The following is a 20,101-nucleotide window of genomic DNA, read 5'->3' on the forward strand; positions in this document are numbered from 1 at the left end:
ACGACCTTCCAGCGAACCGGTCTTGTCCGTTCCCGTCACCTTGATTGACACCCTTTGTGCTCACGCGTAGCGTGCCTGAATCTGATTTAGTGGCATATGCAACTAATGCCCCACGCACCGCTTTTGGAGATAAAAAATGACATCCGTCTGGCGTACCAGTGGCTGGGTCTTGTTGGGCAGTGCCCTGATTCTGGCCCTCTCGCTGGGAACGCGGCATGGCTTCGGGTTGTTTTTGCCGCCCATGAGCGCGCAGTTCGGCTGGGGTCGGGAGGTCTTTGCGTTTGCCATCGCGCTGCAGAACCTGGTCTGGGGCTTGGCCCAACCCTTCACTGGCGCGCTGGCTGATCGCTTCGGTGCTGCCAGAGTCGTACTGGTGGGGGGCGTGCTGTATGCCGTGGGGCTGGGATTGATGAGCATGGCCGACTCACCGGCGACACTGTCCCTGAGTGCCGGGTTGCTGATTGGCATCGGGCTGTCAGGCACAACGTTCTCGATCATTCTCGGCGTGGTGGGGCGTGCCTTGCCCCCTGAAAAACGCAGCATGGGCATGGGGCTCGCCAGCGCGGCGGGTTCATTCGGGCAGTTCGCCATGCTGCCCGGCACCCTGGGGTTGATCGGCTGGCTGGGCTGGTCCATGGCGCTGGTCGCGTTGGGCTTGCTGGTGGCGTTCATCCTGCCGCTGGTGGCGATGCTCAAGGACAAACCCGCGCCCGTCGTTGCAGGTGAGCAGACCTTGAAGGAGGCCTTGCGAGAGGCCTGCACGCATTCCGGTTTCTGGCTGCTGGCGTTCGGGTTCTTCGTCTGCGGGTTTCAAGTGGTGTTCATCGGCGTTCACCTCCCTGCGTATCTCGTGGACCAGCATTTGCCCGCCACCGTGGGCACCACCGTGCTGGCCTTGATCGGGCTGTTTAACGTTTTCGGCACCTACGTCGCGGGTTGGTTGGGCGGGCGGATGTCCAAACCGCGACTGCTGACGGCGCTGTACCTGCTGCGAGCGGTGGTGATCGTGCTGTTCCTCTGGGTGCCGTTGACCCAGACCACGGCCTACCTGTTCGGCATGGCGATGGGGCTGCTCTGGCTGTCCACCGTTCCGTTGACCAATGGCACCGTCGCCACGCTGTTCGGCGTGCGTAACCTGTCGATGCTCGGTGGTATCGTGTTCCTCTTCCACCAGTTGGGCGCCTTTTTGGGCGGCTGGCTGGGGGGCGTGGTGTATGACCATACCGGGAGTTACGACATGATCTGGCACGTCTCGATTGCGTTGAGCCTGATGGCGGCCGCTCTCAACTGGCCGGTACGCGAGCGGCCCGTGGCGCGCCTGCAGCTCCAGCCGGTGGCACTGTGACCCGGTTGACGCCCTGGCTGGCAGGCGTTGCCATTGTGGCGACGCTGCTGGCGCTGGCCTGGTGGGGCTGGCACAGCGTTGGGCTGGGCGCTCTGCAATTGGGTATGACCTGCTGAGCCTGGGCGTTCTTGGTCGTCCCTAGGCATCGATGACGACAGAGAGTAGCGTGTGGTTTCTATCGCCCGACTCTCTGCCTTGAATGGATGCCGACATGAACCTTCGCTGGATTTCCCTTCCTGTTCTTCTGCTCGCCATGGGCGGTGTCGCCATGGCTGCGGATTGCCCTCCTTTATTACAAGGCGAGCTGCCGAAGCTGCGAGCCAAGCAGGATATCGACCTGTGCAAACAGTTCGCGGGCAAGCCGATGCTAGTGGTGAACACCGCGAGTTTTTGTGGCTTCGCGCCGCAGTTCAAAGGGCTAGAGGCGTTGAATCAACGGTTCAAAGGGCAGGGATTGGAAGTGTTGGGCGTGCCGTCGGATGACTTCAAGCAAGAGTCGGATAACGCCGCCGAGACCGCCAAAGTCTGTTACGTGAATTACGGCGTGACCTTCACCATGACCGAGCCGCAGCCGGTGCGGGGTTCAGATGCGATCAACCTGTTCAAGGTGCTGGCGGAACAGAGCAATGCGCCGAAGTGGAATTTCTACAAGTACGTGGTGGACCGGAAGGGGAACGTGGTGGCGAGTTTTTCCAGCATGACCAAACCGGATGATCCTGAGCTGATTTCGGCTGTGGAAAAAGCGATTGCTTCGAAGCCGTGAGGTTTGAGGCCGTGTGTGGGTGCGTTGGTTGATGCTGATCGCGGTCCTGCTTTGCAGCAGGACCGTGTCGTTCCCCGATTTCCGGCACGCCGCCGAATCCCTGTGGGAGCGAATTTATTCGCGAATGACGTTCAGGCGATGGCGATGCGCCGAATGTATCGGCTCTTCGCGAATGAATTCGCCCACAGTGGGGGTCGTGCAAGGGTGCAGGCTCGCACATGGCACACACCGCGAAGATGGCCCATCGCGACACGCTACGCTGCTAGCCGATTTTTCCGATTGACCGCTGGCACCCCTGAACGAAAAACCCCGCATCCATCGCTGGCTGCGGGGTTTTCTGTATGGCGAACAGGTGATCGGCCTGTCCTGCCAACTGCATCAGAAGCGGTAAGTCAGGCCCAGGCCGAAGCCGTTGGCGCTGTTTTCGTATTTGGCGTTGTACGTTTGACCCAGCGGACTGACGTCACGAACCTTCACAGACTCTTCTTTCAAGTACGAGTAGGCGACATCGATCGTGATGTTGTCGGTAGGGCTGTAACCGGCACCCAGGCTAAAGATGGTCCGATCGCCCGTCGGGATGCGCGGAGAACGGTTGTCGTTGTTGGTTGGCGACTGATCGAAGGTCAGGCCCGTACGCAGCACCCAAGCCTTGTTCAGCTGATACGACGTGCCGATGGCGTAAGCCCAGGTGTCATGCCAGTTCTGCTCTTCAGTAATGGTGCCGAACAGGCGAGGTGCCAGTGCACCACCACTCACGCCCGAGTTCTTGACGGTGATGTCTTGCAGGCGGCTCCAGCGGGTCCAGGTCGCACCGGCGTAGAGCTTCCACGCATCGTTCATTTTCTGCGTGACCGAGAAGTCCACCGACTCAGGGGTGTCCAGGCTCAATTTGGCGTCATAACGACCTGCGCTCAGCAGGGCAGGCGGTACGCCAGCGCCTGGCGTCACCTCAGTGTGGCCTTCCAGTTTGTAGGTCACTTTCGAGTGGTAGGTCAGACCGAGCGTGGTGGTGTCGGTGGCCTGGACCAGGATACCGGCGTTGAAGCCGTAGCCCACGTCATCGCCTTTGACCTGCACGCGACCGTCGCCCGCAGGACGGCCGGTGATTGGCGCGGTCACGCCGCTCAGGTTCGGGTTGGACTCCAACGCACCGGAGATGCGGTTGATGGTCGGGCCGAAACCGATCGACACTTTATCGTTGAAGGCATAGCTGATGGTCGGCTGGAATGTCACGACCTTCACGATGCTCTTGCTGCCGAAGTTACGGCCCTGGAAGCTGCTTTCGTAATCGGTCACCAGGCCGAACGGGGCGTAGACGCCCAAGCCGAATGCCCAGTGATCATCCACAGGATTGACGTAGAAACCCATGGGAACGGCGGTGAACGGCACCATGTCGCCTTTATTGGTACCGGAGCTGCGACCGCTGACATCCTTGATGTCGGTCGACGCATCAATGGCGGCGACACCGACGGTGACTTGTTGGCCCTTGAGCCGCGACATGCCGGCCGGGTTGCCATAAACGATGCTGGCGTCGTCGACGGACGAGGAACGGCCCGCGAAGCCGGTCCCCATGCCGCTGATGCTTTGTTCGTTCAGGGCAAAACCGGATGCGAAAACTTGGGTGGAGGCAAGAGTGATGGCGAGACTGAGGCTGGATTTGATCATTGTTTTTTTCATTGTTAGAACTCCTTGTTGATCACCGCGCGGAAATTACCAATATTTTTCATAGCGCGCTATAGGCTGGATCACCCGAGTTAGAGCAGTTTTTGTAGGACAATCCGAGTAAACGTGCTGCGATCTCCAGCGAAACCGCTGAGTCACAAAATGGCTGGTTCGCCCTGATATAAAGGGCGAACTGTGGTTTGCCAGGCCGTCATGAAATCCTGCAGGCGGCCCTGAGGCTGAAATATCCTGCGCCAAATACGCGCCATTCTCTTCACATCGGTTTCGGCAGGCAGGGTGAGTCGGCTGGCCTCAACCATCATCCAGGCGATGGCCGTGGAGTATCGAAGGTTGACGGTGAGCTCCAGATCCGGTCCGGTGAGAAATGCATGCTGGCTCGCGAGGCCTCTGACCAGGCTGGCGAGCTCGGGGTCTTTGGCTAGGTAGCCATCCCAGAGTTGGTAGTGGCGTGCGTCGGAAATGCCGTAAAGCCCGTGTCCACGCTGGGTGTCCAGCGCTGCGCCCAGTGCGGACTGACTGGCGGCGACGGCGAGCAGAAAGGCTTCTGCTCCTGGATGCTGGCGACCGAGATAGATCAGCGTGGGGCGGATCACATAACGGCGCAATTCACTGGCGGCGATTCCCATAACACCCTCGGGAGGTTAATGAGCCGGCGGACCCTGACGCTTGGCAGCGGAAATGGAATCCGGGCCCACCGGAAGCGGCTCAGACCGCTTGAGTTGAAGCGTAGTCTCATATTTGCGGTGTAAAAGACTGTTTTTAAAATATTTCCCGATCTGTAACGCTGTGCATATTTCATCTGGCAATGAACGCAGCGGCTTTTTCATATGAAAAACAGGCACAAAAAAGCCCCACCGTTTTAGGGGTGAGGCTTGGCGTACGTTTTTTTACCCGACGAACGGTATCAGGCGATCAGCGCCTGACGTGTACGGTCGATCACGGCTTGCAGCGGTTCGGCGCTGGAGTACTGATCCGGGTAAAGACGTTCGCTGTGACGGGCGATGCCGTGTTCGTTGACGATAGTGAAGCTGAAGCAGCCTTTGCGGGCGGCCATGATCAGGCAGTCCATCGGAGCAAAGGCATTGGTGAGGGTGCGGATGGCATCCTGAGTCTGGATATGAGTAGTCATGTAATGGTGTTTCCTGAATCGACACGCAATAAGAGGCGTGCAAAATAAAAACGTTCCAGTAAACGCGGGCCGATGCTCGAAGGCGAGTCAGGGCAGGGCGCAGAACCTGTCTGGAACAAAAGCAGCCAGTTGAAGCGCGATTATCATGTGGCGCTGGGCTGACTGGTAGGTACTTCGGAGGGCAGGCGACACAACAGGAGCAAAGGTTCGATGCTCGGGGTGAAGATCCTGATCAATTTGCAGGCTGGTTTGAGCAGGCCATGATTGCTTCTCCACACCTCCGATCGTTCGGCAGGCTGTGCGAGTTCATGTCTGTAAACCATCGAGGTGATCGATCCCTTTTTTCAGTCCATCTGCAGTTTGGCAAATGTGGATTGAGGGATTTGTTCGATCAGAATTGACTTTCAGCTTGGTACTAACGGTGGCAATGCTATCCGATGCGGGGAGACAAAGCAAGTCTGATCCGGAGAGCGCAAATTCGGTTCAGCGCAGGTTCAGCTATGAGGAAGGGACTGAATGCTGGCCGTCTGCCTCTTTTCAGACCGATCCTACACGCTTAGGCATGTTTTCGGGGTGGCTATATAGCGATTGGAAATTGACTTGTGCACATTAGATCGGTTAGCTGCCATCTCACTGTCACAATCGGCCCTAACAGCTTGATTTCATGTATCGAATTATTAAGTCAATGAAAATCATCGCTTTTTTTCATTGGTGAAAAAATCGTCAGTTTGAACGCAGGCCCCATTCTGCCTACGTTTGCGGGGGTTCAGGGGGTGTTGTCCACTGAGTTATCCACAGGTTCTGTGGATTGTCCCAAGCGCTTGCTCTAGCCCGCGGCTCTGCGAATTGACAAAGTGGCGACCCCCGCCTCATCGAACCCTTGATCCTGATCTGACGACAGCGCCGCTTGTGCGCATAATGCCGCCAGCATCGATTGTGGAGTCGGGAAATGTTTATGGCTTTGGACCTCACCAGCCTGTTGCTGGGGTTGGGGGCAGCGGCGGTACCGTTGCTGGCATTGGCGTGGCAGTTGCAACGTCGGATCACCCTGCGCGAAGCGGAGGTCGCGCTGCTCGACGAGCGCTTGAGCAATGCGCAGATGGCACAAGACGGTCTTAATGCCCAGCTTGATGCCTGCCGAGACGAAATCAGCGACCTGGGTCAGGCCAATGCTGTGAAGCAGGCCGATCTGGCCGCATTGCGGCGTGAAGTGGAATTGCTGCGGCAGCAGCACGGTGCGGCGCGGTTGGCTCAGGAAGGATGGGGTCATGAGCGCACGCTTAAAGAAGCAGAACTGCGTCGGCTGGACGCGCAATGCGCGTCGCTGAGCGCCGAGTTGCGCGAGCAGCAGGAAGGTCATCAGCAGCGCCTGAACGACTTGCAAGGTTCTCGCGATGAGTTGAGGGCGCAGTTTGCAGAACTGGCGGGCAAAATCTTCGACGAGCGTGAGCAACGTTTCGCCGAGACCAGCCAACAGCAATTGGGCCAGTTGCTCAACCCACTCAAGGAACGCATCCAGTCCTTCGAAAAGCGCGTGGAAGAAAGCTATCAACAGGAAGCCCGCGAGCGTTTCTCGCTGGGCAAGGAGCTGGAGCGCCTCCAGCTGCTGAACCAGCGCTTGAGCGACGAGGCCACCAACCTGACGCGTGCGCTGAAAGGGCAGAAAACCCAAGGCAACTGGGGCGAGCTGATTCTGGAGCGAGTACTTGAACATGCCGGGCTGGAAAAAGGCCGCGAGTACCAGACTCAAGTCAGTCTGAAAGGGCCGGATGGCGAACGGTTCCAGCCTGATGTGTTGATCATGCTGCCCGGCGACAAACAGGTGGTGGTGGACGCCAAAGTCAGCCTGACGGCGTATCAACAGTACGTGTCGGCCGAGGATGAAGTGATCGGTCAGGTCGCACTCAAGCAGCATGTGCTTTCGTTGCGCAACCACGTGAAGGGGTTGTCGGGCAAGGATTACAAGCGGCTTGAAGGTCTGCACAGCCTGGATTTCGTGTTGCTGTTTGTGCCCATCGAAGCGGCGTTTTCGGCGGCGTTGCAGGCAGAACCGACTATGTTCCAAGAGGCATTTGATCGCAACATCGTGATCGTCAGCCCGACGACGCTATTGGCCACGCTTCGCGTGATCGACAGTTTGTGGAAGCAGGAACGCCAGAGCCAGAACGCTCGCGAAATCGCCGAGCGGGCAGGATGGCTGTACGACAAGTTCGTGCTCTTTATTCAGGACCTCGATGAAGTCGGCAGCCGTTTGCAGCAGTTGGACAAAGCCTACGGTGCGGCGCGCAACAAGCTGGTCGAAGGGCGTGGCAACCTGGTCAGCCGCAGTGAGCAACTCAAACTCCTGGGGGCCAGGGCGAGTAAAAACCTGCCGGCCGACCTGTTGGAGCGAGCCCTCACCGATGAAGACGGCGTCGTGCAGTTGCCGGAGTGATTTGAGGCGACGCTGAACATCTCCGGGAGCGAACTCCAAAGCCTTCGCGAAACGCGGGGCTTTACGCGGACTCAACTGTGGGAGCGAATTCATTCGCGAATGGCCTGGACAGGCGACGCATGTCTATCGGCTGGACGATACCTGGCGAATGAGTCCGCTCCCTACATAAGTGACGCTCACACGTGAAATTTATACAGGACAATAAATCTGCAGTTTGTATACATATTAATCACTGGCAATCTTTGGTGCTGAAAACGCACCCCGATCAGGCAGCACTGCACTGTCAGTGGGCGCAAGCGGTCCCCTAAACAGTACTGTCTTTCTGCTACTGCCCTCGCTTTCATCCCTTATAAAACCGCTATTTAGCATTCTCATGCGCTCGCTAAAATAGCGATGGCACGCATTCTGCCTATTGGTTCGTATACAACCCGCGCTTGCTCCCGTACGCAGTGTGTTCCACCTCTCTGCCTCGGGAGCCAGCCTGTCCTCTCAGGGAGATATGCGATGACCGAGCCAATGCCCAAGGGCTACAGCCCCCGCCTGTATAACCAAGACCTGGGACCCGTGCCGCAGAAGTGGACGTGGTACAACATTTTTGCGTTCTGGATGAGTGACGTGCACAGCGTGGGCGGTTACGTGTTCGCTGCGAGCCTCTTTGCACTGGGGCTGGCGAGTTGGCAGGTACTGATCGCGCTGCTCTTGGGGATCTGCATCATTCAAGTGATTGCCAACCTGCTGGCCAAACCGAGCCAGCAGGCGGCAGTGCCTTATCCGGTGATCTGTCGGTTGGCGTTCGGCGTTTTCGGCGCGAATATCCCGGCTGTGATTCGCGGCCTGATCGCCGTGGCGTGGTACGGCGTACAGACTTACCTGGCCTCCAGTGCGTTGATCATCGTGGTTCTGCGATTTTTCCCACAGATGTCGGTCTACGCGGAACCGCATTTCGCTGGGTTGTCCTACCTCGGCTGGTTCGGTTTCCTCGCGCTCTGGCTGGTACAGGCTGCGGTGTTCTGGACCGGCATGGATTCGATTCGTCGGTTCATCGATTGGGCAGGGCCGGTGGTCTACGCCGTGATGTTCCTGCTGGCGGGCTGGATCGTCTGGAAAGCCGGTTGGGCCAACATCAGTTTTACGCTGTCCGAGAAGTCCCTGACCGGCTGGGACGCGATGGCCCAAGTGATCATGGCCACTGCGCTTGTGGTGTCGTACTTTTCCGGTCCTACGCTCAATTTCGGTGATTTCAGTCGCTACTGCCGGAGCATGTCCGAGGTGCGTCGCGGCAATTTCTGGGGCCTTCCCGTTAATTTTCTCGCGTTCTCTCTGGTCACGGTCGTCATTGTCTCCGGCACCTTGCCGGTGTTCGGTGAGATGCTGCACGACCCGATTGCCACTGTTGCCCGCATCGACAACAGCGTGGCTGTGCTCCTGGGGGCCTTTGCATTCGTGACGGCGACCATCGGCATCAACATCGTCGCCAACTTCGTCTCTCCGGCTTTTGACTTCGCCAACGTCGCACCGAGCAAGATCAGCTGGCGTGTGGGTGGGATGATCGCCGCTGTCGCCTCGATCTTCATCACGCCGTGGAACCTCTTCAACAACCCGGCCGTGATCCATTACACCCTGGATGTACTGGCGGCCTTTATCGGCCCCTTGTTCGGCATTCTGCTGGTGGACTATTACCTGATCAAAAAACAGCAGATCGACGTGGATTCGCTGTTCAACGACGGCCCCAGCGGTCGCTACTGGTACACCGGAGGCGTGAATTACACGGCGGTCAAGGCGCTTGTTCTGGCGACCTTGGTGGGCATTGCGATCACTTTCGTACCGGCCTTGCAACCGATGGCGAACTTTGCATGGTTTACCGGATGTTTTTTGGGTGGGGTGTTGTTCTTTGTCTTCGCCCGGCGCACTCAGGCCCATGAATCCGCTGCACTGACGCCTGCCGTGGCCAACTGATCGGGCGCTTGAAGGAGTGCCGTTGGTCGGGAGAAGGCGGGGGATCGTCGCTTTGAAATGTCTCAACGTAAAGAAAGCGAAAATTTCCTGCCGCGACACTCCGTAGCAGGCGTAAAGTGCGACTTAGCACTATGATCTGCGGTAAGCGGACCAGAAGTTGGCTGCCGGCATTTCCCTGAAGGGGGCGTTATATGAACAGCAAATTGCAAGAATGGCTTCACGATGTAGGTGTTGCTCTCGGCTTGATCGAACGGCCGAAGCTGCAGCCCATTCCCGTTCGCACCGACGATGACCAGCGTCGCCGCCCGCGCCGCTAAGCCTTCGGCCTTCGTCACCTTCGATTGACCCACCCGTGAACAGCGGTGCTATCGCACGATAGCCCGCTCGATTTTTTTCGGCTGTACCTCACGGGTCACGCCCGACCATGGGCGCTTCGCTGTAGCCCTCTCTCATCTTTTTCCGTGCTGACGCGTCCAATTCAGTGCGGTTTCCTGTTTTTCATTTGCACAAGAATCAGATCGACAAGGCCTTGCAGCGTCAGTTGGCTGTAATCGGGGTTTTCTGGAAGGTGTGAGAGCTCGGATTTGACGCGAGAGGGTAGGGTGATATTGAAGTCGGTTTGAAGGTCTTCGAAGAAATTGCCAAAGTCCTCTTCGTCCAGAAAGAGTTCGCTCACCATCGGATCGGCTTGTTCCTGGATGATCGATTTGTCGACGAGGATTTTCCCGAGTGTATCGAAAATGTGCTGCTGGATTTCGCTGCGGTTCATGGGGAAGCCTCTGCCTGATTGTGTTCGAACTAACCCCGACTTCATTCACAGAGGTTTGCGGCCTGACAGCTGGATCGTGCTTCGCTCCTTGATATGACCCCGTTGAGGCACATTGCCTCCAGTGCTGTCTTGGCTAAGGCTAGCCCAGATTTCGCCGAGTCGAATGACGGGTTCAAGATGAAATTGTGTAACTGCCCATAAAAAAGGACGCCCGAAGGCGCCCTTGATCTGTTTCAGTAACGTTACGTCTGGAGCCATTCCAGTCAGACCGCCCGTGCCACGGCTACGGAGCGAGGCGACACAAGGCTGACGACCACGAAACTCGCCAGGCCAACCGCTAGGCTGTAGTAGATCGGGGTGTTGGCGTCCAGACCATCCTTGAGCATGAACGCCAGCGCAGTGATGAAGCCCAGGCTCATGCTGGTGATGGCGCCCGCCGTGGTGGCGCGCTTCCAATAGATGGCGCCGATCAGTGGGATCAGCATGCCGCCCACCAACAGGTTGTAGGCCAGGGTCAGCGCGCTGATCACGTCGTTCACCACCAGCGCGATGGCCAACACCACGAGGCCGGTCAATGCTGTGAACAGGCGGTTGATGCCCAGGCTCGATTGCTTGCCACCGCGCAGTTTTGGCAACAGGTCTTCAGTCAAGGTGGTGGAGGCTGCGAGCAGGCCTGCGCTGGCGGTAGACATCATCGCGGCCAGTGCAGCGGCGATCACCAGGCCGCGAATGCCGTCCGGCAATGAGGCTTTGACGATGGCGGCAAAGGCCGTGTTGACGTTGGCCAGGTCCGGCAGCAACACGTGAGCGGCCATGCCGATCAGTGCGCAGACCAGGCCGTAGACGATGCAGTACACCCCTGCAACGGAGCCTGCGTACTTGGCGATTTTCTCGGTGCGAGCAGTGAACACGCGTTGCCAGATGTCCTGGCCGATCAGGATGCCGAAGAAGTAGATCAGGAAGTAGGTGATGATCGTGTCCCAGCCGATGGTGGTCCAGCTGAAGCTCGACGCGGGCAGCTTGGCGACCAGTTCGTCCCAGCCACCGACGCGGTACAGGCAGATCGGCAGCAGGATGAACATCAGGCCCACGGTCTTGATCACGAATTGCACGATGTCGGTGAGGGTCAGCGACCACATGCCGCCGATGGTGGAGTACACCACCACCACGCCGCCGCCCAAAATCACCGAGACCCAGAACGGCAGGTCGAACAGCACTTGCATGACCGTGCCGATGGCGAGAATCGAGGTCACGCCAATCATCAGCGCGTAGGCGAGCATGATCACGGCGCTGGCTTGGCGGGCCATGGGGTTGTAGCGTTTTTCGAGGATCTGCGTAACGGTGAAGATGCGCAGTTTGAGCAGTGGTTTGGCGAGGAAGAGGTTCAGCGCGATGATGCCGACGCCCAGCGCGGCACAGAGCCAGAACCCGGAAATGCCGTGGACGTAGCCGAGACGTACGGTGCCGACAGTAGAGGCGCCGCCCAGCACGGTGGCGGCCATGGTGCCCATGTACAAGCTAGGGCCGAGGTTGCGTCCGGCAACGAGGTAGTCTTCGTGGGTCTTGGCCTTGCGCATGCCGTACCAGCCCAGTACCAGCATGCCGGCCGCGTAAATCAGCACGACGAAAATATCTAAAGCCATGGAGGTGTCTCCGATCATTGTTTTTATAGTGAGTCGCGAATCATCCGGCTGAAGTGACGCAGGCAGTCAGCGGGTGAGTTTGTTATTCAGTTGAAATAAGAACGTGGGGTATGCGCTGGACCTGCAGGAGCGAATTCATTCGCGAGAGGCCTGTGCGGACAATGCATCTCCATCGTCTGTACTGTTCTTCGCGAATGAATTCGCTCCTACAGAGGGGCCAGGGTTTCGCCAGCAAACCCCAGCAAAAGGCAAACTCCGAGCGTTACCGGTGAACAACCCCCGGCAGCACGCACAACATCTCGTACAGCAGGTTGGCCCCCAGCAGCGAGGTGTTGCCGGTGGTGTCGTACGGTGGCGAAACTTCCACGAGGTCGCAGCCGATCAGATCCAGCCCTTGGCACCCGCGGATGATTTCGATGGCCTGAATGGTGGTCAGGCCGCCGATTTCAGGGGTCCCGGTGCCTGGCGCCCAGGCCGGGTCGATGCCGTCGATGTCGAAGCTCAAGTACACCGGACCGCCGCCCACTTTCTCGCGCACTTCGGCCATCAGTGGCGCCAGCGACTTGTGCCAGCACTCTTCGGCCTGCACCACGCGAAATCCTTGTTTGCGGCTCCAGTTGAAGTCTTCGGCGGTGTAGCCCTGCGCACGCAGGCCGATCTGCACCACGCGGTCACAATCCAGCAAGCCTTCTTCCACGGCGCGACGGAAAGTGGTGCCGTGGGCGATCTTCTCGCCGAACATGTGATCGTTGACGTCCGCGTGGGCGTCGATGTGCACCAGACCGACCTTGCCGTGCTTTTTATGAATGGCACGGAGGATCGGCAGGGTGATGGTGTGGTCACCGCCCAGGGTCAGCGGGATAATGCCGTGTTCGAGGAAGCCGTTGTAGGCCTCTTCGATGATGCGCACCGCGTCCAGCAGGTTAAAGGTGTTGATGGCGACGTCGCCGATGTCGGCAACCGACAGCGAATCGAAAGGCGCTGCCCCCGTGGCCATGTTGTAAGGGCGAATCATCACCGATTCAGCGCGGATTTCACGAGGTCCGAAACGGGTGCCTGCGCGCAGCGAGGTGCCGATGTCCAGCGGCACGCCAATGAAGGCGGCATCGAGGCCGGCGGCCGTTTGCAGGTGGGGCAGACGCATCATGGTGGCGATGCCGGCGAAGCGCGGCATTTCGTTGCCGCCCAGTGGTTGGTGGAAAATCTTGTCCACGGGATTGCCTCATCGGTGAGTGATTAATAGTGGTTAGCAATGGGCGGATTCTGCGAACCGAGGGCCTGGTGAACAATCGCTGAGGCAAAATACTTAGTTCAGAGATTTCTGAAGTATCGGGTAAGCTGGCCGTTCTTCGATACCTGGATGCATCATGGCCAGCGCATTACCCGATCTGAAACTGCTGCGTATCTTCACCTGCGTGGTCCGCCATCAGGGCTTCGCCAGTGCGCAGCAAGAATTGAACCTGTCGACCTCCGCGATCAGCACTTACATGAGTCAGCTGGAGTCGACGCTGGGTATCGTGCTGTGCCATCGCGGCCGTGGCGGGTTCAGCCTGACGAGCAAGGGCGAGCTGTTTCATCAGGAAACCCTGCGCCTGCTGGGGGAGCTGGAAGGCTTTGAACTCTACGCAGCCGCACTCAAGGGCGAACTGCGCGGGACGCTGAACCTGGGTGTGCTGGACTCCACCGTCAGCGACCGGGCGTTGCCGTTCGCCGAAGTGATCGGGGCATACAGCGAAGAGCATCCGGCGGTGCATTTGCACCTCTCGGTCATGAGCCCTTACGAGTTGCAATTGGGGGTCCTGGATAACCGGCTGGATTTGGCGATCGGCTCGTTTTCCACCCGCATGAACGGCTTGCTGTATCAGCCGCTGTACCGCGAACAGCACTGGCTGTATTGCAGCAATCGGCATCCGCTGTTCAACGAGCGGCGCATTCCGGAGCCGGTGATTACCCAGCAGCGCATGGTCGGGCGTGGTTATTGGAGTCAGGCGGAACTGGCGCGACACGGCTTCAAGCACAGCGCTGCGACCGTGGAAAGTATGGAAGCCCAGCTGATTCTGGTGCTTTCCGGTGCGTACATCGGATATTTGCCCGAGCATTACGCACAATCCTGGGTCGATTCCGAGCACCTGCGCGTGCTGTTGCCTGCCACATTCGGCTATCAGGCGCCGTTCTCGATGATCCTGCGTCGGGGCCGCAGTCGCGAGCCGTTGATTCAGACGTTCCGTGACCTGCTCAAAGCCCAGCTCAACCCGCTCTAAGAGGGCCCGAACATGTCCCGTGCCTGTTGCGACCGCTGTCATCGCCCTCAAGATCATTGCCTCTGCGCGCTGATTCCCCGTCTGGACAGCCGCACTCGCGTGCTGATTTTGCAACATCCCAGTGAGGTCAATCACGCGCTAAACACGGCGCGGCTGGCGGCGCTGGGGCTGAGTAACGCCCAGTTGGTGGTGGGGGAGGTGTTCGAAGGGTTGGCGGACCTGTTGAACGTGCCGGGTTATCAGGCCCGGCTGTTATTTCCTGGCGAAGAGGCTGTGGCGCTCACGGCCCAGACGTCGGATTCGTCGCCCACGCTGCTGGTGGTGCCCGACGGCACATGGCGCAAGGCCCGCAAGTTGCTGCACCTGAACCCGCTGTTGGCGGCACTGCCGAGGGTCACGCTGGAAAACATGCCGTCATCCCGTTACCGCTTGCGCAAGGCGCCGGGGCCGGATGCGTTGTCGACGCTGGAAGCGATCACCCACGCCCTGCACACGCTGGAACCGGATCGTTCATTTGCGGCGTTGTTGCGGCCGTTCGAGGCTTTGATCGAAGGACAAATCGCGGCGATGGGTGAAGACACCTTTCGCCGCAATCACAGCTGACCGTCAGCCATTCAACGACGTTGGCGGCTCGGACGAAGACAGCTGCCCGGCCTGCATGCGCCGAATATAGGCGTCGGTTTCCCGCTCGGCGTCTTCCTTGGTGAAGAAGGGGCCTTCAAGGGTATTTTCGCGGGTACTGAAGAAATACATGCCGTTGACGCGGGAGACGCGGTCGCTGCGGAAACGCACGGCGGTCTCGGGGTCTTGCTCACGCTTGCTCAACATAGCCTTCTCCGGTCTGGGAGTCTGTTCGGAAACGATTCAGGACGGCTAAACCTGGGGTACGACAGCCAAATGACGTTTCCACAGCGTGAGACGGAAAGGTTGGCTGAACGTTCGATACTTTACTCCAAAGAATGCGGCGGGTCAGGTGGGAATGCGTTGGCTGACCTGGCGCGAAAGCGTCGGATCAGTCAACTGACGAATCCATTGACCCACCCCAAAAACACCCTCAGCGCTTACCCAACGCCTCGGCCTGATGAATCCACTGCTGGCGCTGTTCTTCCGTTGCCGTCCTGACCGGCGAAAACTCCGTCAAGCGCGTGGTCTTGATCCCGCAGAATTCCAGAATCGCGTGCTTGATCTGACGATGGGCAGGCGCCTTGAACACCCAGCGGAAGTACCGCGAAGGCGTGTCCAGCGTCACCAGCATTTCTGCGGTTCGGCCCTTGAGCAGTTCGTTGGACGGGTGATGACGGCCGTGGGCTTTGAACGCGAAACCGGGCATGAACACGCGCTCGAAGAAGCCGCTCAGCAGGCTCGGCAGCCCGCCCCACCAGACCGGGTAGACGAACACCAGATGCTGCGCCCAGTGAATCTCGCGCTGGGCTTCCAGCAGGTCGTGTTCCAGTGTCTGGCTGGATGCATAACCGTTGTGCAGCGTCGGATCGAAGTCCAGTTCTTCCAGCTTCAGCACCCGCACCACGTGGCCTTGGCTGCGTGCGCCCTGGGCGTATGCATCGCCCAGAGCGTGGCAGAGGCTGGCGGTCTTCGGCGAACCGATGACCATCAGGATGCGTTTGCCATAGCCCTCCAGTGGCGTGGCGCCGCTGATCGGCTCAGCCATTGCTGCCGGCCTCCAGCATCTTCTCGGGACGTACCCACGCGTCGAACTCGGCGTCGGTGAGGAACCCCAACTGCAAGGCCGCTTCGCGCAAGGTCAAACCTTCGCTGTACGCTTTCTTGGCGATCTGCGCCGACTTGTCGTAGCCGATGTGCGGATTCAGCGCCGTCACCAGCATCAGGCCGCGTTCCAGGTGCTCGGCCATCTTGCCCGCGTCCGGCTCCATGCCCGCGATGCAATGCTCGTTGAAGTTGCGGCAGCCATCGCCCAGCAGGCGGATCGATTGCAGCAGGTTGTGGATGATCACCGGCTTGAACACGTTCAGTTGCAGGTGACCCTGACTCGCCGCGAACGAGATGGTGGTGTCGTTGCCCATCACCTGACAGGCCAGCATCGACAGCGCTTCGCACTGGGTCGGGTTGACCTTGCCCGGCATGATCGAACTGCCCGGTTCATTGGCGGGCAGCTTGACCTCGGCCAGACCGGCGCGCGGGCCCGAACCGAGCAGGCGCAGGTCGTTGGCGATTTTCATCAGCGTCACGGCGAGGGTTTTCAGCGCGCCAGAGAGGGCCGTCAGTGGCTCATGCCCCGCCAGTGCAGCGAACTTGTTCGGTGCCGTCACGAACGGCAGGCCTGACAGCGCGGCCAGCTCGGCGGCAACCGCTTCGGCAAAACCGTGAGGCGAGTTCAGACCGGTGCCGACGGCGGTGCCACCTTGTGCCAATTCGCAGACAGCGGGGAGGGCGGCGCGAATGCTTTTCTCCGCGTATTCCAACTGCGCGACGTAGGCCGACAGTTCCTGGCCGAAGGTGATCGGCGTGGCGTCCATCATGTGGGTGCGACCGGTTTTCACCAGCTTCATGTGGCGCGAGGACTGCTCGGCGATGCCTGCAGACAGCTCGGCAATCGCGGGCAGCAACTGCTCTTTGACGGCCTGCGCGGCGGCGATGTGCATGGCCGTCGGGAAACAGTCGTTGGAGCTTTGCGAGCGGTTGACGTGATCGTTGGGGTGCACCGGCGATTTGCCGCCGCGACCCTTGCCGGACAGCTCGTTGGCGCGCCCGGCGATCACTTCGTTGACGTTCATGTTGCTTTGCGTGCCGCTGCCGGTCTGCCACACCACCAGCGGGAACTGGTCGTCCAGCTTGCCGCCCAGTACTTCGTCGGCGGACTGTTCGATGAGGCGGGCGATGTCGGCGGGCAAGTCGCCATTGCGGTCATTGACCCGCGCAGCGGCTTTCTTGATCAGCGCCAACGCGTGCAGGACCGGCAATGGCATGCGCTCCTGACCAATGGCGAAATTGATCAGCGAACGTTGGGTTTGCGCCCCCCAGTAAGCGTCTTCAGGGACTTCGATCGGACCTATGCTATCGGTTTCGGTACGGCTCACTGGACTCACTCCTTAGGATCGAAATAGCGCAGTTTAGTACCCCGCAGCCCGGTTCGGTTCCCGCTAACGGCTGCGCGGCAAGGACAAGAGTGGTCAGTGTGCGACAAAAGGGCGAGCGGGGTCGTGTGAAACCTTTGCTGCCTTCGATTGTCGTGCGGAGCCTATTCGACCGCTCGTAGCGCCGGGGGTTGAGCGCAGCACGGAAAGGGGCGCAGAATGTGCGGCCTTGGGGTTCAGCCTCGCCTGCTAGATAAGGAAACTCGATGACCCGTCTTCGCGCCATCTGTGCTGCGGTCGCTCTGGTATGTGCCAGCGGCCAGGCTCTTGCTGCCACCGCCAGCCACGAGGCCAGTGCTGTTGCGTTCCTCAAATTGGCTCACGCCGATCAGTTGGGTGCGCCGATCTACATGCAAGCGCAGCAAATGTTCGCCCAGCGTTTCGCCGAAACCAAAGCGCCAGATTCCAAGAAAGCCGTGCTGGAAAAATACCAGGCCCAGGCCAACGCCGCGCTGGACAAGGCCATTGGCTGGGACAAGCTGCAGCCTGACATGGTCAAGCTCTACACCGACAACTTCAGCGAGCAAGAGCTGAAAGATCTGGTGGCCTTCTATCAGTCGCCGCTGGGCAAGAAAGTCCAGGCCAAGATGCCGCAGATCAGCCAGCAATCGTTCCAGATGACCCAGGACAAGCTGCAACCGGCCGTGCCTGTGGTGACCGGTCTGCTGGAGTCCATGACCAAGGAACTGGTGCCCGCCGGTGCAGCCGGCAAGGGTACCGCCCCGGCAGCCCCTGCCAAGAAGCCATAAGCGAAGCCTGACATGAGCATGCAACAGCGAATCGAATCCGCGTTGACGGTCTTTCAGCCCGAGTACCTCCAGGTGCTCAATGAAAGCCACATGCACAGTCGCGGCACGGACACTCACTACAAGGCCGTGGTGGTCAGCGAGCAGTTCGCTGGCCTCAACGCCGTCAAGCGCCACCAGAAGGTCTACGGCCTGCTCGGTGGCCTGATGGGTGAGTTCCATGCCTTGGCGCTGCACACCTACACCCCGGAAGAGTGGGCAAAAATCGGCGCTGCGCCTGCGTCGCCGACCTGTGCCGGGGGGCATGATTGATTTCCCGTTTCGAGCGATGATCACCGCATTCATCGCGAGCAAGCTCACTCCTACAGGTATGCGTACGTTCCTGTAGGAGTGAGCTTGCTCGCGATAGCGGTAGTTCGGGCAATCCTGATGCCTTGCATGCCTTGCATGCCTTCGCCGCTCGTTATTGACCTGCATCAATTCCCCACCGATCACCCGCCCTGTCTGCTGACCTCTGATTTTTGCTAGAATCCGCGCCGCGTTGCCCGGTCGGCACGTGTTCATCTGAATTTTTTATCCGGTAGGCCCTTTGCGAGGGTCACCACCTGGAGACGCAACATGACCCAAACCGCACCCATCGTCGTCGCGGCGCTGTACAAATTCGTCACCCTCTCGGACTACGTCGAACTGCGTGAGCCCCTGCTTAACGCCATGGTCGACAACGGCATCAAGGGCACCCTGCTGATTGCCGAAGAAGGCATCAACGGCACCGTTTCCGGCAGCCGTGAAGGCATCGACGGCCTGCTGGCCTGGCTCAAGAACGACCCGCGCATGATCGACATCGACCACAAAGAGTCGTACTGCGACGAGCAGCCGTTCTACCGCACCAAGGTCAAGCTCAAGAAAGAGATCGTGACTTTGGGCGTCGAAGGCGTCGACCCGAACAAGGCCGTGGGCACCTATGTCGAGCCGCAGGACTGGAATGCACTGATCGCTGACCCTGAAGTGCTGCTGATCGACACCCGCAACGACTACGAAGTGTCCATCGGCACCTTCGAAGGTGCCATCGACCCGAAGACCACGAGCTTTCGCGAGTTCCCGGAGTACATCAAGGCGAACTTCGATCCTTCGAAACACAAGAAGGTCGCGATGTTCTGCACCGGCGGCATTCGCTGTGAAAAGGCCTCCAGCTACATGCTCGGCGAGGGGTTCGAAGAGGTTTATCACCTCAAGGGCGGTATCCTCAAATACCTCGAAGAAGTCCCGCAGGAAGAAAGTCAGTGGCGCGGCGACTGCTTCGTGTTCGACAATCGCGTGACCGTGCGCCATGACCTGACCGAAGGTGACTACGATCAGTGCCATGCCTGCCGCACCCCGATCAGCGCCGAAGACCGCGCCAGCGAGCACTACTCGCCCGGCGTCAGCTGCCCGCATTGCTGGGACACGCTGAGCGAGAAGACCCGCCGCAGCGCCATCGACCGGCAGAAGCAGATCGAGCTGGCGAAGGCGCGCAATCAGCCGCACCCGATCGGCCGCAACTACCGTCTGCTGGACGCGCAGCCTGACGAAACGCAAACGAACGAGGCTTGATCCCATGAACACCCGCCTGCTTTATGTAATGGACCCGATGTGCTCCTGGTGCTGGGGCTTTGCCCCCGTGGCCGAGGCCCTGGTCGAGCAGGCGAGTGCGGCCGGGGTGCCGTTGCATCTGGTGGTGGGCGGTTTGCGCACCGGCAGCGGCGCGGCCCTTGAGCCGACCACCAAGCGTTACATTCTCGAACACTGGCACGCGGTGCAGGACACCACGGGCCAAACCTTCAAATTTGAAGATGCCTTGCCGGACGGGTTCGTTTACGACACAGAACCGGCCTGTCGCGCCATCGTCGCAGCACGCAGCCTGGCCCCCGACATCGCGTGGAAACTGGTGAAAGAAATTCAGCAGGCGTTTTACCTGCAAGGCCGCGACACGACCAGCGCCTCGGTGCTAGCCGAGCTGGCTGAAAACGCCGGGCTGCCTCGCATTGAATTCGCCGAGGCCTTCGACAGCGCCGAACAGCACGCCGCGACGGCCTCGGATTTTTCGTGGGTACAAGACCTCGGCATCGCCGGGTTCCCGACCCTGCTGGCCGAGCGTGACGGCCAGCTCGCGTTGCTGACCAACGGCTATCAACCTCTGGAGACACTGGCGCCATTGCTCAGCCGTTGGCTGGAGCGCGCCACCCGTGCGTGATGACGTCGAGATAGAACGCCCACTGCCCA

General features: G+C 59.5%; 20 protein-coding genes. 11 read left to right on the forward strand and 9 right to left on the reverse strand.

The features are described 5' to 3' along the window. The first annotated feature begins 136 nt into the window (after positions 1–136). Together GVN17_RS18210 and GVN17_RS18215 are read left to right on the forward strand one after the other, a co-directional pair. Positions 137–1,345 carry an MFS transporter gene (locus GVN17_RS18210; RefSeq protein ID WP_166596648.1) on the forward strand — a complete coding sequence of 403 codons (1,209 nt, stop codon included), beginning with the start codon at positions 137–139 and terminating at the stop codon, positions 1,343–1,345. A 211-nt stretch (positions 1,346–1,556) separates the two neighbouring features. After that, positions 1,557–2,108, forward strand: coding sequence for a glutathione peroxidase (locus GVN17_RS18215; protein WP_166596649.1), 552 nt, complete (start codon positions 1,557–1,559; stop codon positions 2,106–2,108). Positions 2,109–2,486: 378 nt separating this feature from the next. Here the strand turns inward: GVN17_RS18215 and GVN17_RS18220 are convergent, their stop codons facing one another. The 3 genes from GVN17_RS18220 to GVN17_RS18230 all read right to left on the reverse strand — a co-directional run bounded on the left by GVN17_RS18220 (position 2,487) and on the right by GVN17_RS18230 (position 4,920). Further along, positions 2,487–3,785 (reverse strand): OmpP1/FadL family transporter, encoded by a 1,299-nt coding sequence (locus tag GVN17_RS18220; protein ID WP_166596650.1) that lies wholly within the window; start codon positions 3,783–3,785, stop codon positions 2,487–2,489. A 140-nt stretch (positions 3,786–3,925) separates the two neighbouring features. Then, the gene (locus GVN17_RS18225) at positions 3,926–4,417 is read right to left on the reverse strand and encodes a hypothetical protein (RefSeq protein ID WP_166596651.1); all 492 of its coding nucleotides are present in this window, start codon (positions 4,415–4,417) and stop codon (positions 3,926–3,928) included. A 278-nt stretch (positions 4,418–4,695) separates the two neighbouring features. Beyond that, a complete protein-coding gene (locus tag GVN17_RS18230) occupies positions 4,696–4,920 on the reverse strand; it encodes a hypothetical protein (RefSeq protein WP_166596652.1) in 225 nt (74 codons plus the stop codon). A 1,069-nt stretch (positions 4,921–5,989) separates the two neighbouring features. Between GVN17_RS18230 and rmuC the strand changes: the two genes are divergently transcribed. From rmuC to GVN17_RS29725, 3 genes are all read left to right on the forward strand, one after another. Beyond that, the gene (rmuC, locus tag GVN17_RS18235; protein WP_166596795.1) at positions 5,990–7,354 is read left to right on the forward strand and encodes a DNA recombination protein RmuC; all 1,365 of its coding nucleotides are present in this window, start codon (positions 5,990–5,992) and stop codon (positions 7,352–7,354) included. Positions 7,355–7,858: 504 nt separating this feature from the next. After that, complete coding sequence (locus GVN17_RS18240; RefSeq protein WP_166596653.1) at positions 7,859–9,310, forward strand: NCS1 family nucleobase:cation symporter-1; 1,452 nt, start codon at positions 7,859–7,861, stop codon at positions 9,308–9,310. A gap of 191 nt (positions 9,311–9,501) precedes the next feature. Beyond that, the gene (locus tag GVN17_RS29725; protein ID WP_256665300.1) at positions 9,502–9,627 is read left to right on the forward strand and encodes a PA1414 family protein; all 126 of its coding nucleotides are present in this window, start codon (positions 9,502–9,504) and stop codon (positions 9,625–9,627) included. 161 nt (positions 9,628–9,788) lie between these two features. On the opposite strand, the gene GVN17_RS18245 is transcribed toward GVN17_RS29725, so the two are convergent. From GVN17_RS18245 to speB, 3 genes are all read right to left on the reverse strand, one after another. Next, on the reverse strand, positions 9,789–10,079 hold the full coding sequence (locus tag GVN17_RS18245) for a hypothetical protein (RefSeq protein ID WP_166596654.1): 291 nt from the start codon (positions 10,077–10,079) through the stop codon (positions 9,789–9,791). Between the two features lie 263 nt (positions 10,080–10,342). Beyond that, positions 10,343–11,722: a sodium:solute symporter gene (locus GVN17_RS18250; protein WP_166596655.1), complete on the reverse strand. Its 1,380-nt coding sequence runs from the start codon at positions 11,720–11,722 to the stop codon at positions 10,343–10,345. 262 nt (positions 11,723–11,984) lie between these two features. Beyond that, positions 11,985–12,935, reverse strand: a complete 951-nt coding sequence (speB, locus tag GVN17_RS18255) for an agmatinase (RefSeq protein WP_166596656.1) — start codon at positions 12,933–12,935, stop codon at positions 11,985–11,987. Between the two features lie 154 nt (positions 12,936–13,089). Here speB and GVN17_RS18260 point away from each other — a divergent pair, with 154 nt between their 5' ends. Next, positions 13,090–13,983, forward strand: a complete 894-nt coding sequence (locus GVN17_RS18260; RefSeq protein ID WP_166596657.1) for a LysR family transcriptional regulator — start codon at positions 13,090–13,092, stop codon at positions 13,981–13,983. A gap of 12 nt (positions 13,984–13,995) precedes the next feature. Beyond that, positions 13,996–14,586, forward strand: a complete 591-nt coding sequence (locus GVN17_RS18265) for a tRNA-uridine aminocarboxypropyltransferase (protein WP_166596658.1) — start codon at positions 13,996–13,998, stop codon at positions 14,584–14,586. 3 nt (positions 14,587–14,589) lie between these two features. On the opposite strand, the gene GVN17_RS18270 is transcribed toward GVN17_RS18265, so the two are convergent. The 3 genes from GVN17_RS18270 to GVN17_RS18280 all read right to left on the reverse strand — a co-directional run bounded on the left by GVN17_RS18270 (position 14,590) and on the right by GVN17_RS18280 (position 17,039). After that, a complete protein-coding gene (locus GVN17_RS18270; RefSeq protein ID WP_166596659.1) occupies positions 14,590–14,811 on the reverse strand; it encodes a DUF6316 family protein in 222 nt (73 codons plus the stop codon). A gap of 226 nt (positions 14,812–15,037) precedes the next feature. Beyond that, positions 15,038–15,652, reverse strand: coding sequence for an NAD(P)H-dependent oxidoreductase (locus GVN17_RS18275; RefSeq protein WP_166596660.1), 615 nt, complete (start codon positions 15,650–15,652; stop codon positions 15,038–15,040). Further along, positions 15,645–17,039 carry a class II fumarate hydratase gene (locus GVN17_RS18280; protein ID WP_166596661.1) on the reverse strand — a complete coding sequence of 465 codons (1,395 nt, stop codon included), beginning with the start codon at positions 17,037–17,039 and terminating at the stop codon, positions 15,645–15,647. The genes GVN17_RS18275 and GVN17_RS18280 overlap by 8 nt, the downstream gene beginning before the upstream one ends. Before the next feature lie 263 nt (positions 17,040–17,302). On the opposite strand from GVN17_RS18280, the gene GVN17_RS18285 reads away from it, so the two are divergent. From GVN17_RS18285 to GVN17_RS18300, 4 genes are all read left to right on the forward strand, one after another. Then, positions 17,303–17,845: a DUF2059 domain-containing protein gene (locus tag GVN17_RS18285; protein ID WP_166596662.1), complete on the forward strand. Its 543-nt coding sequence runs from the start codon at positions 17,303–17,305 to the stop codon at positions 17,843–17,845. Positions 17,846–17,857: 12 nt separating this feature from the next. Next, the gene (locus tag GVN17_RS18290; RefSeq protein ID WP_166596663.1) at positions 17,858–18,154 is read left to right on the forward strand and encodes a BolA family transcriptional regulator; all 297 of its coding nucleotides are present in this window, start codon (positions 17,858–17,860) and stop codon (positions 18,152–18,154) included. A 306-nt stretch (positions 18,155–18,460) separates the two neighbouring features. Further along, positions 18,461–19,432, forward strand: coding sequence for a rhodanese-related sulfurtransferase (locus GVN17_RS18295; RefSeq protein WP_166596664.1), 972 nt, complete (start codon positions 18,461–18,463; stop codon positions 19,430–19,432). A 37-nt stretch (positions 19,433–19,469) separates the two neighbouring features. Further along, positions 19,470–20,072: a DsbA family protein gene (locus GVN17_RS18300; protein ID WP_166596796.1), complete on the forward strand. Its 603-nt coding sequence runs from the start codon at positions 19,470–19,472 to the stop codon at positions 20,070–20,072. The last annotated feature ends 29 nt before the right edge of the window (positions 20,073–20,101 follow it).

Source organism: Pseudomonas sp. SLFW (assembly GCF_009905615.1).
GTDB lineage: Bacteria > Pseudomonadota > Gammaproteobacteria > Pseudomonadales > Pseudomonadaceae > Aquipseudomonas > Aquipseudomonas bambusae.

Excerpts from the sequence above, each read along its gene's own strand:
- GVN17_RS18275 (WP_166596660.1), bottom strand. The coding sequence starts at position 15,652 with ATGGCTGAGCCGATCAGCGGCGCCACGCCACTGGAGGGCTATGGCAAA.
- GVN17_RS18240 (WP_166596653.1), top strand. The coding sequence starts at position 7,859 with ATGACCGAGCCAATGCCCAAGGGCTACAGCCCCCGCCTGTATAACCAA.
- GVN17_RS18270 (WP_166596659.1), bottom strand. The coding sequence starts at position 14,811 with ATGTTGAGCAAGCGTGAGCAAGACCCCGAGACCGCCGTGCGTTTCCGC.
- GVN17_RS18210 (WP_166596648.1), top strand. The coding sequence starts at position 137 with ATGACATCCGTCTGGCGTACCAGTGGCTGGGTCTTGTTGGGCAGTGCC.
- GVN17_RS18300 (WP_166596796.1), top strand. The coding sequence starts at position 19,470 with ATGTGCTCCTGGTGCTGGGGCTTTGCCCCCGTGGCCGAGGCCCTGGTC.
- GVN17_RS18230 (WP_166596652.1), bottom strand. The coding sequence starts at position 4,920 with ATGACTACTCATATCCAGACTCAGGATGCCATCCGCACCCTCACCAAT.
- GVN17_RS18290 (WP_166596663.1), top strand. The coding sequence starts at position 17,858 with ATGAGCATGCAACAGCGAATCGAATCCGCGTTGACGGTCTTTCAGCCC.
- GVN17_RS18285 (WP_166596662.1), top strand. The coding sequence starts at position 17,303 with ATGACCCGTCTTCGCGCCATCTGTGCTGCGGTCGCTCTGGTATGTGCC.
- GVN17_RS18220 (WP_166596650.1), bottom strand. The coding sequence starts at position 3,785 with ATGAAAAAAACAATGATCAAATCCAGCCTCAGTCTCGCCATCACTCTT.
- GVN17_RS18260 (WP_166596657.1), top strand. The coding sequence starts at position 13,090 with ATGGCCAGCGCATTACCCGATCTGAAACTGCTGCGTATCTTCACCTGC.
- GVN17_RS18245 (WP_166596654.1), bottom strand. The coding sequence starts at position 10,079 with ATGAACCGCAGCGAAATCCAGCAGCACATTTTCGATACACTCGGGAAA.
- GVN17_RS18215 (WP_166596649.1), top strand. The coding sequence starts at position 1,557 with ATGAACCTTCGCTGGATTTCCCTTCCTGTTCTTCTGCTCGCCATGGGC.
- GVN17_RS29725 (WP_256665300.1), top strand. The coding sequence starts at position 9,502 with ATGAACAGCAAATTGCAAGAATGGCTTCACGATGTAGGTGTTGCTCTC.
- GVN17_RS18265 (WP_166596658.1), top strand. The coding sequence starts at position 13,996 with ATGTCCCGTGCCTGTTGCGACCGCTGTCATCGCCCTCAAGATCATTGC.
- GVN17_RS18295 (WP_166596664.1), top strand. The coding sequence starts at position 18,461 with ATGACCCAAACCGCACCCATCGTCGTCGCGGCGCTGTACAAATTCGTC.
- GVN17_RS18225 (WP_166596651.1), bottom strand. The coding sequence starts at position 4,417 with ATGGGAATCGCCGCCAGTGAATTGCGCCGTTATGTGATCCGCCCCACG.
- GVN17_RS18250 (WP_166596655.1), bottom strand. The coding sequence starts at position 11,722 with ATGGCTTTAGATATTTTCGTCGTGCTGATTTACGCGGCCGGCATGCTG.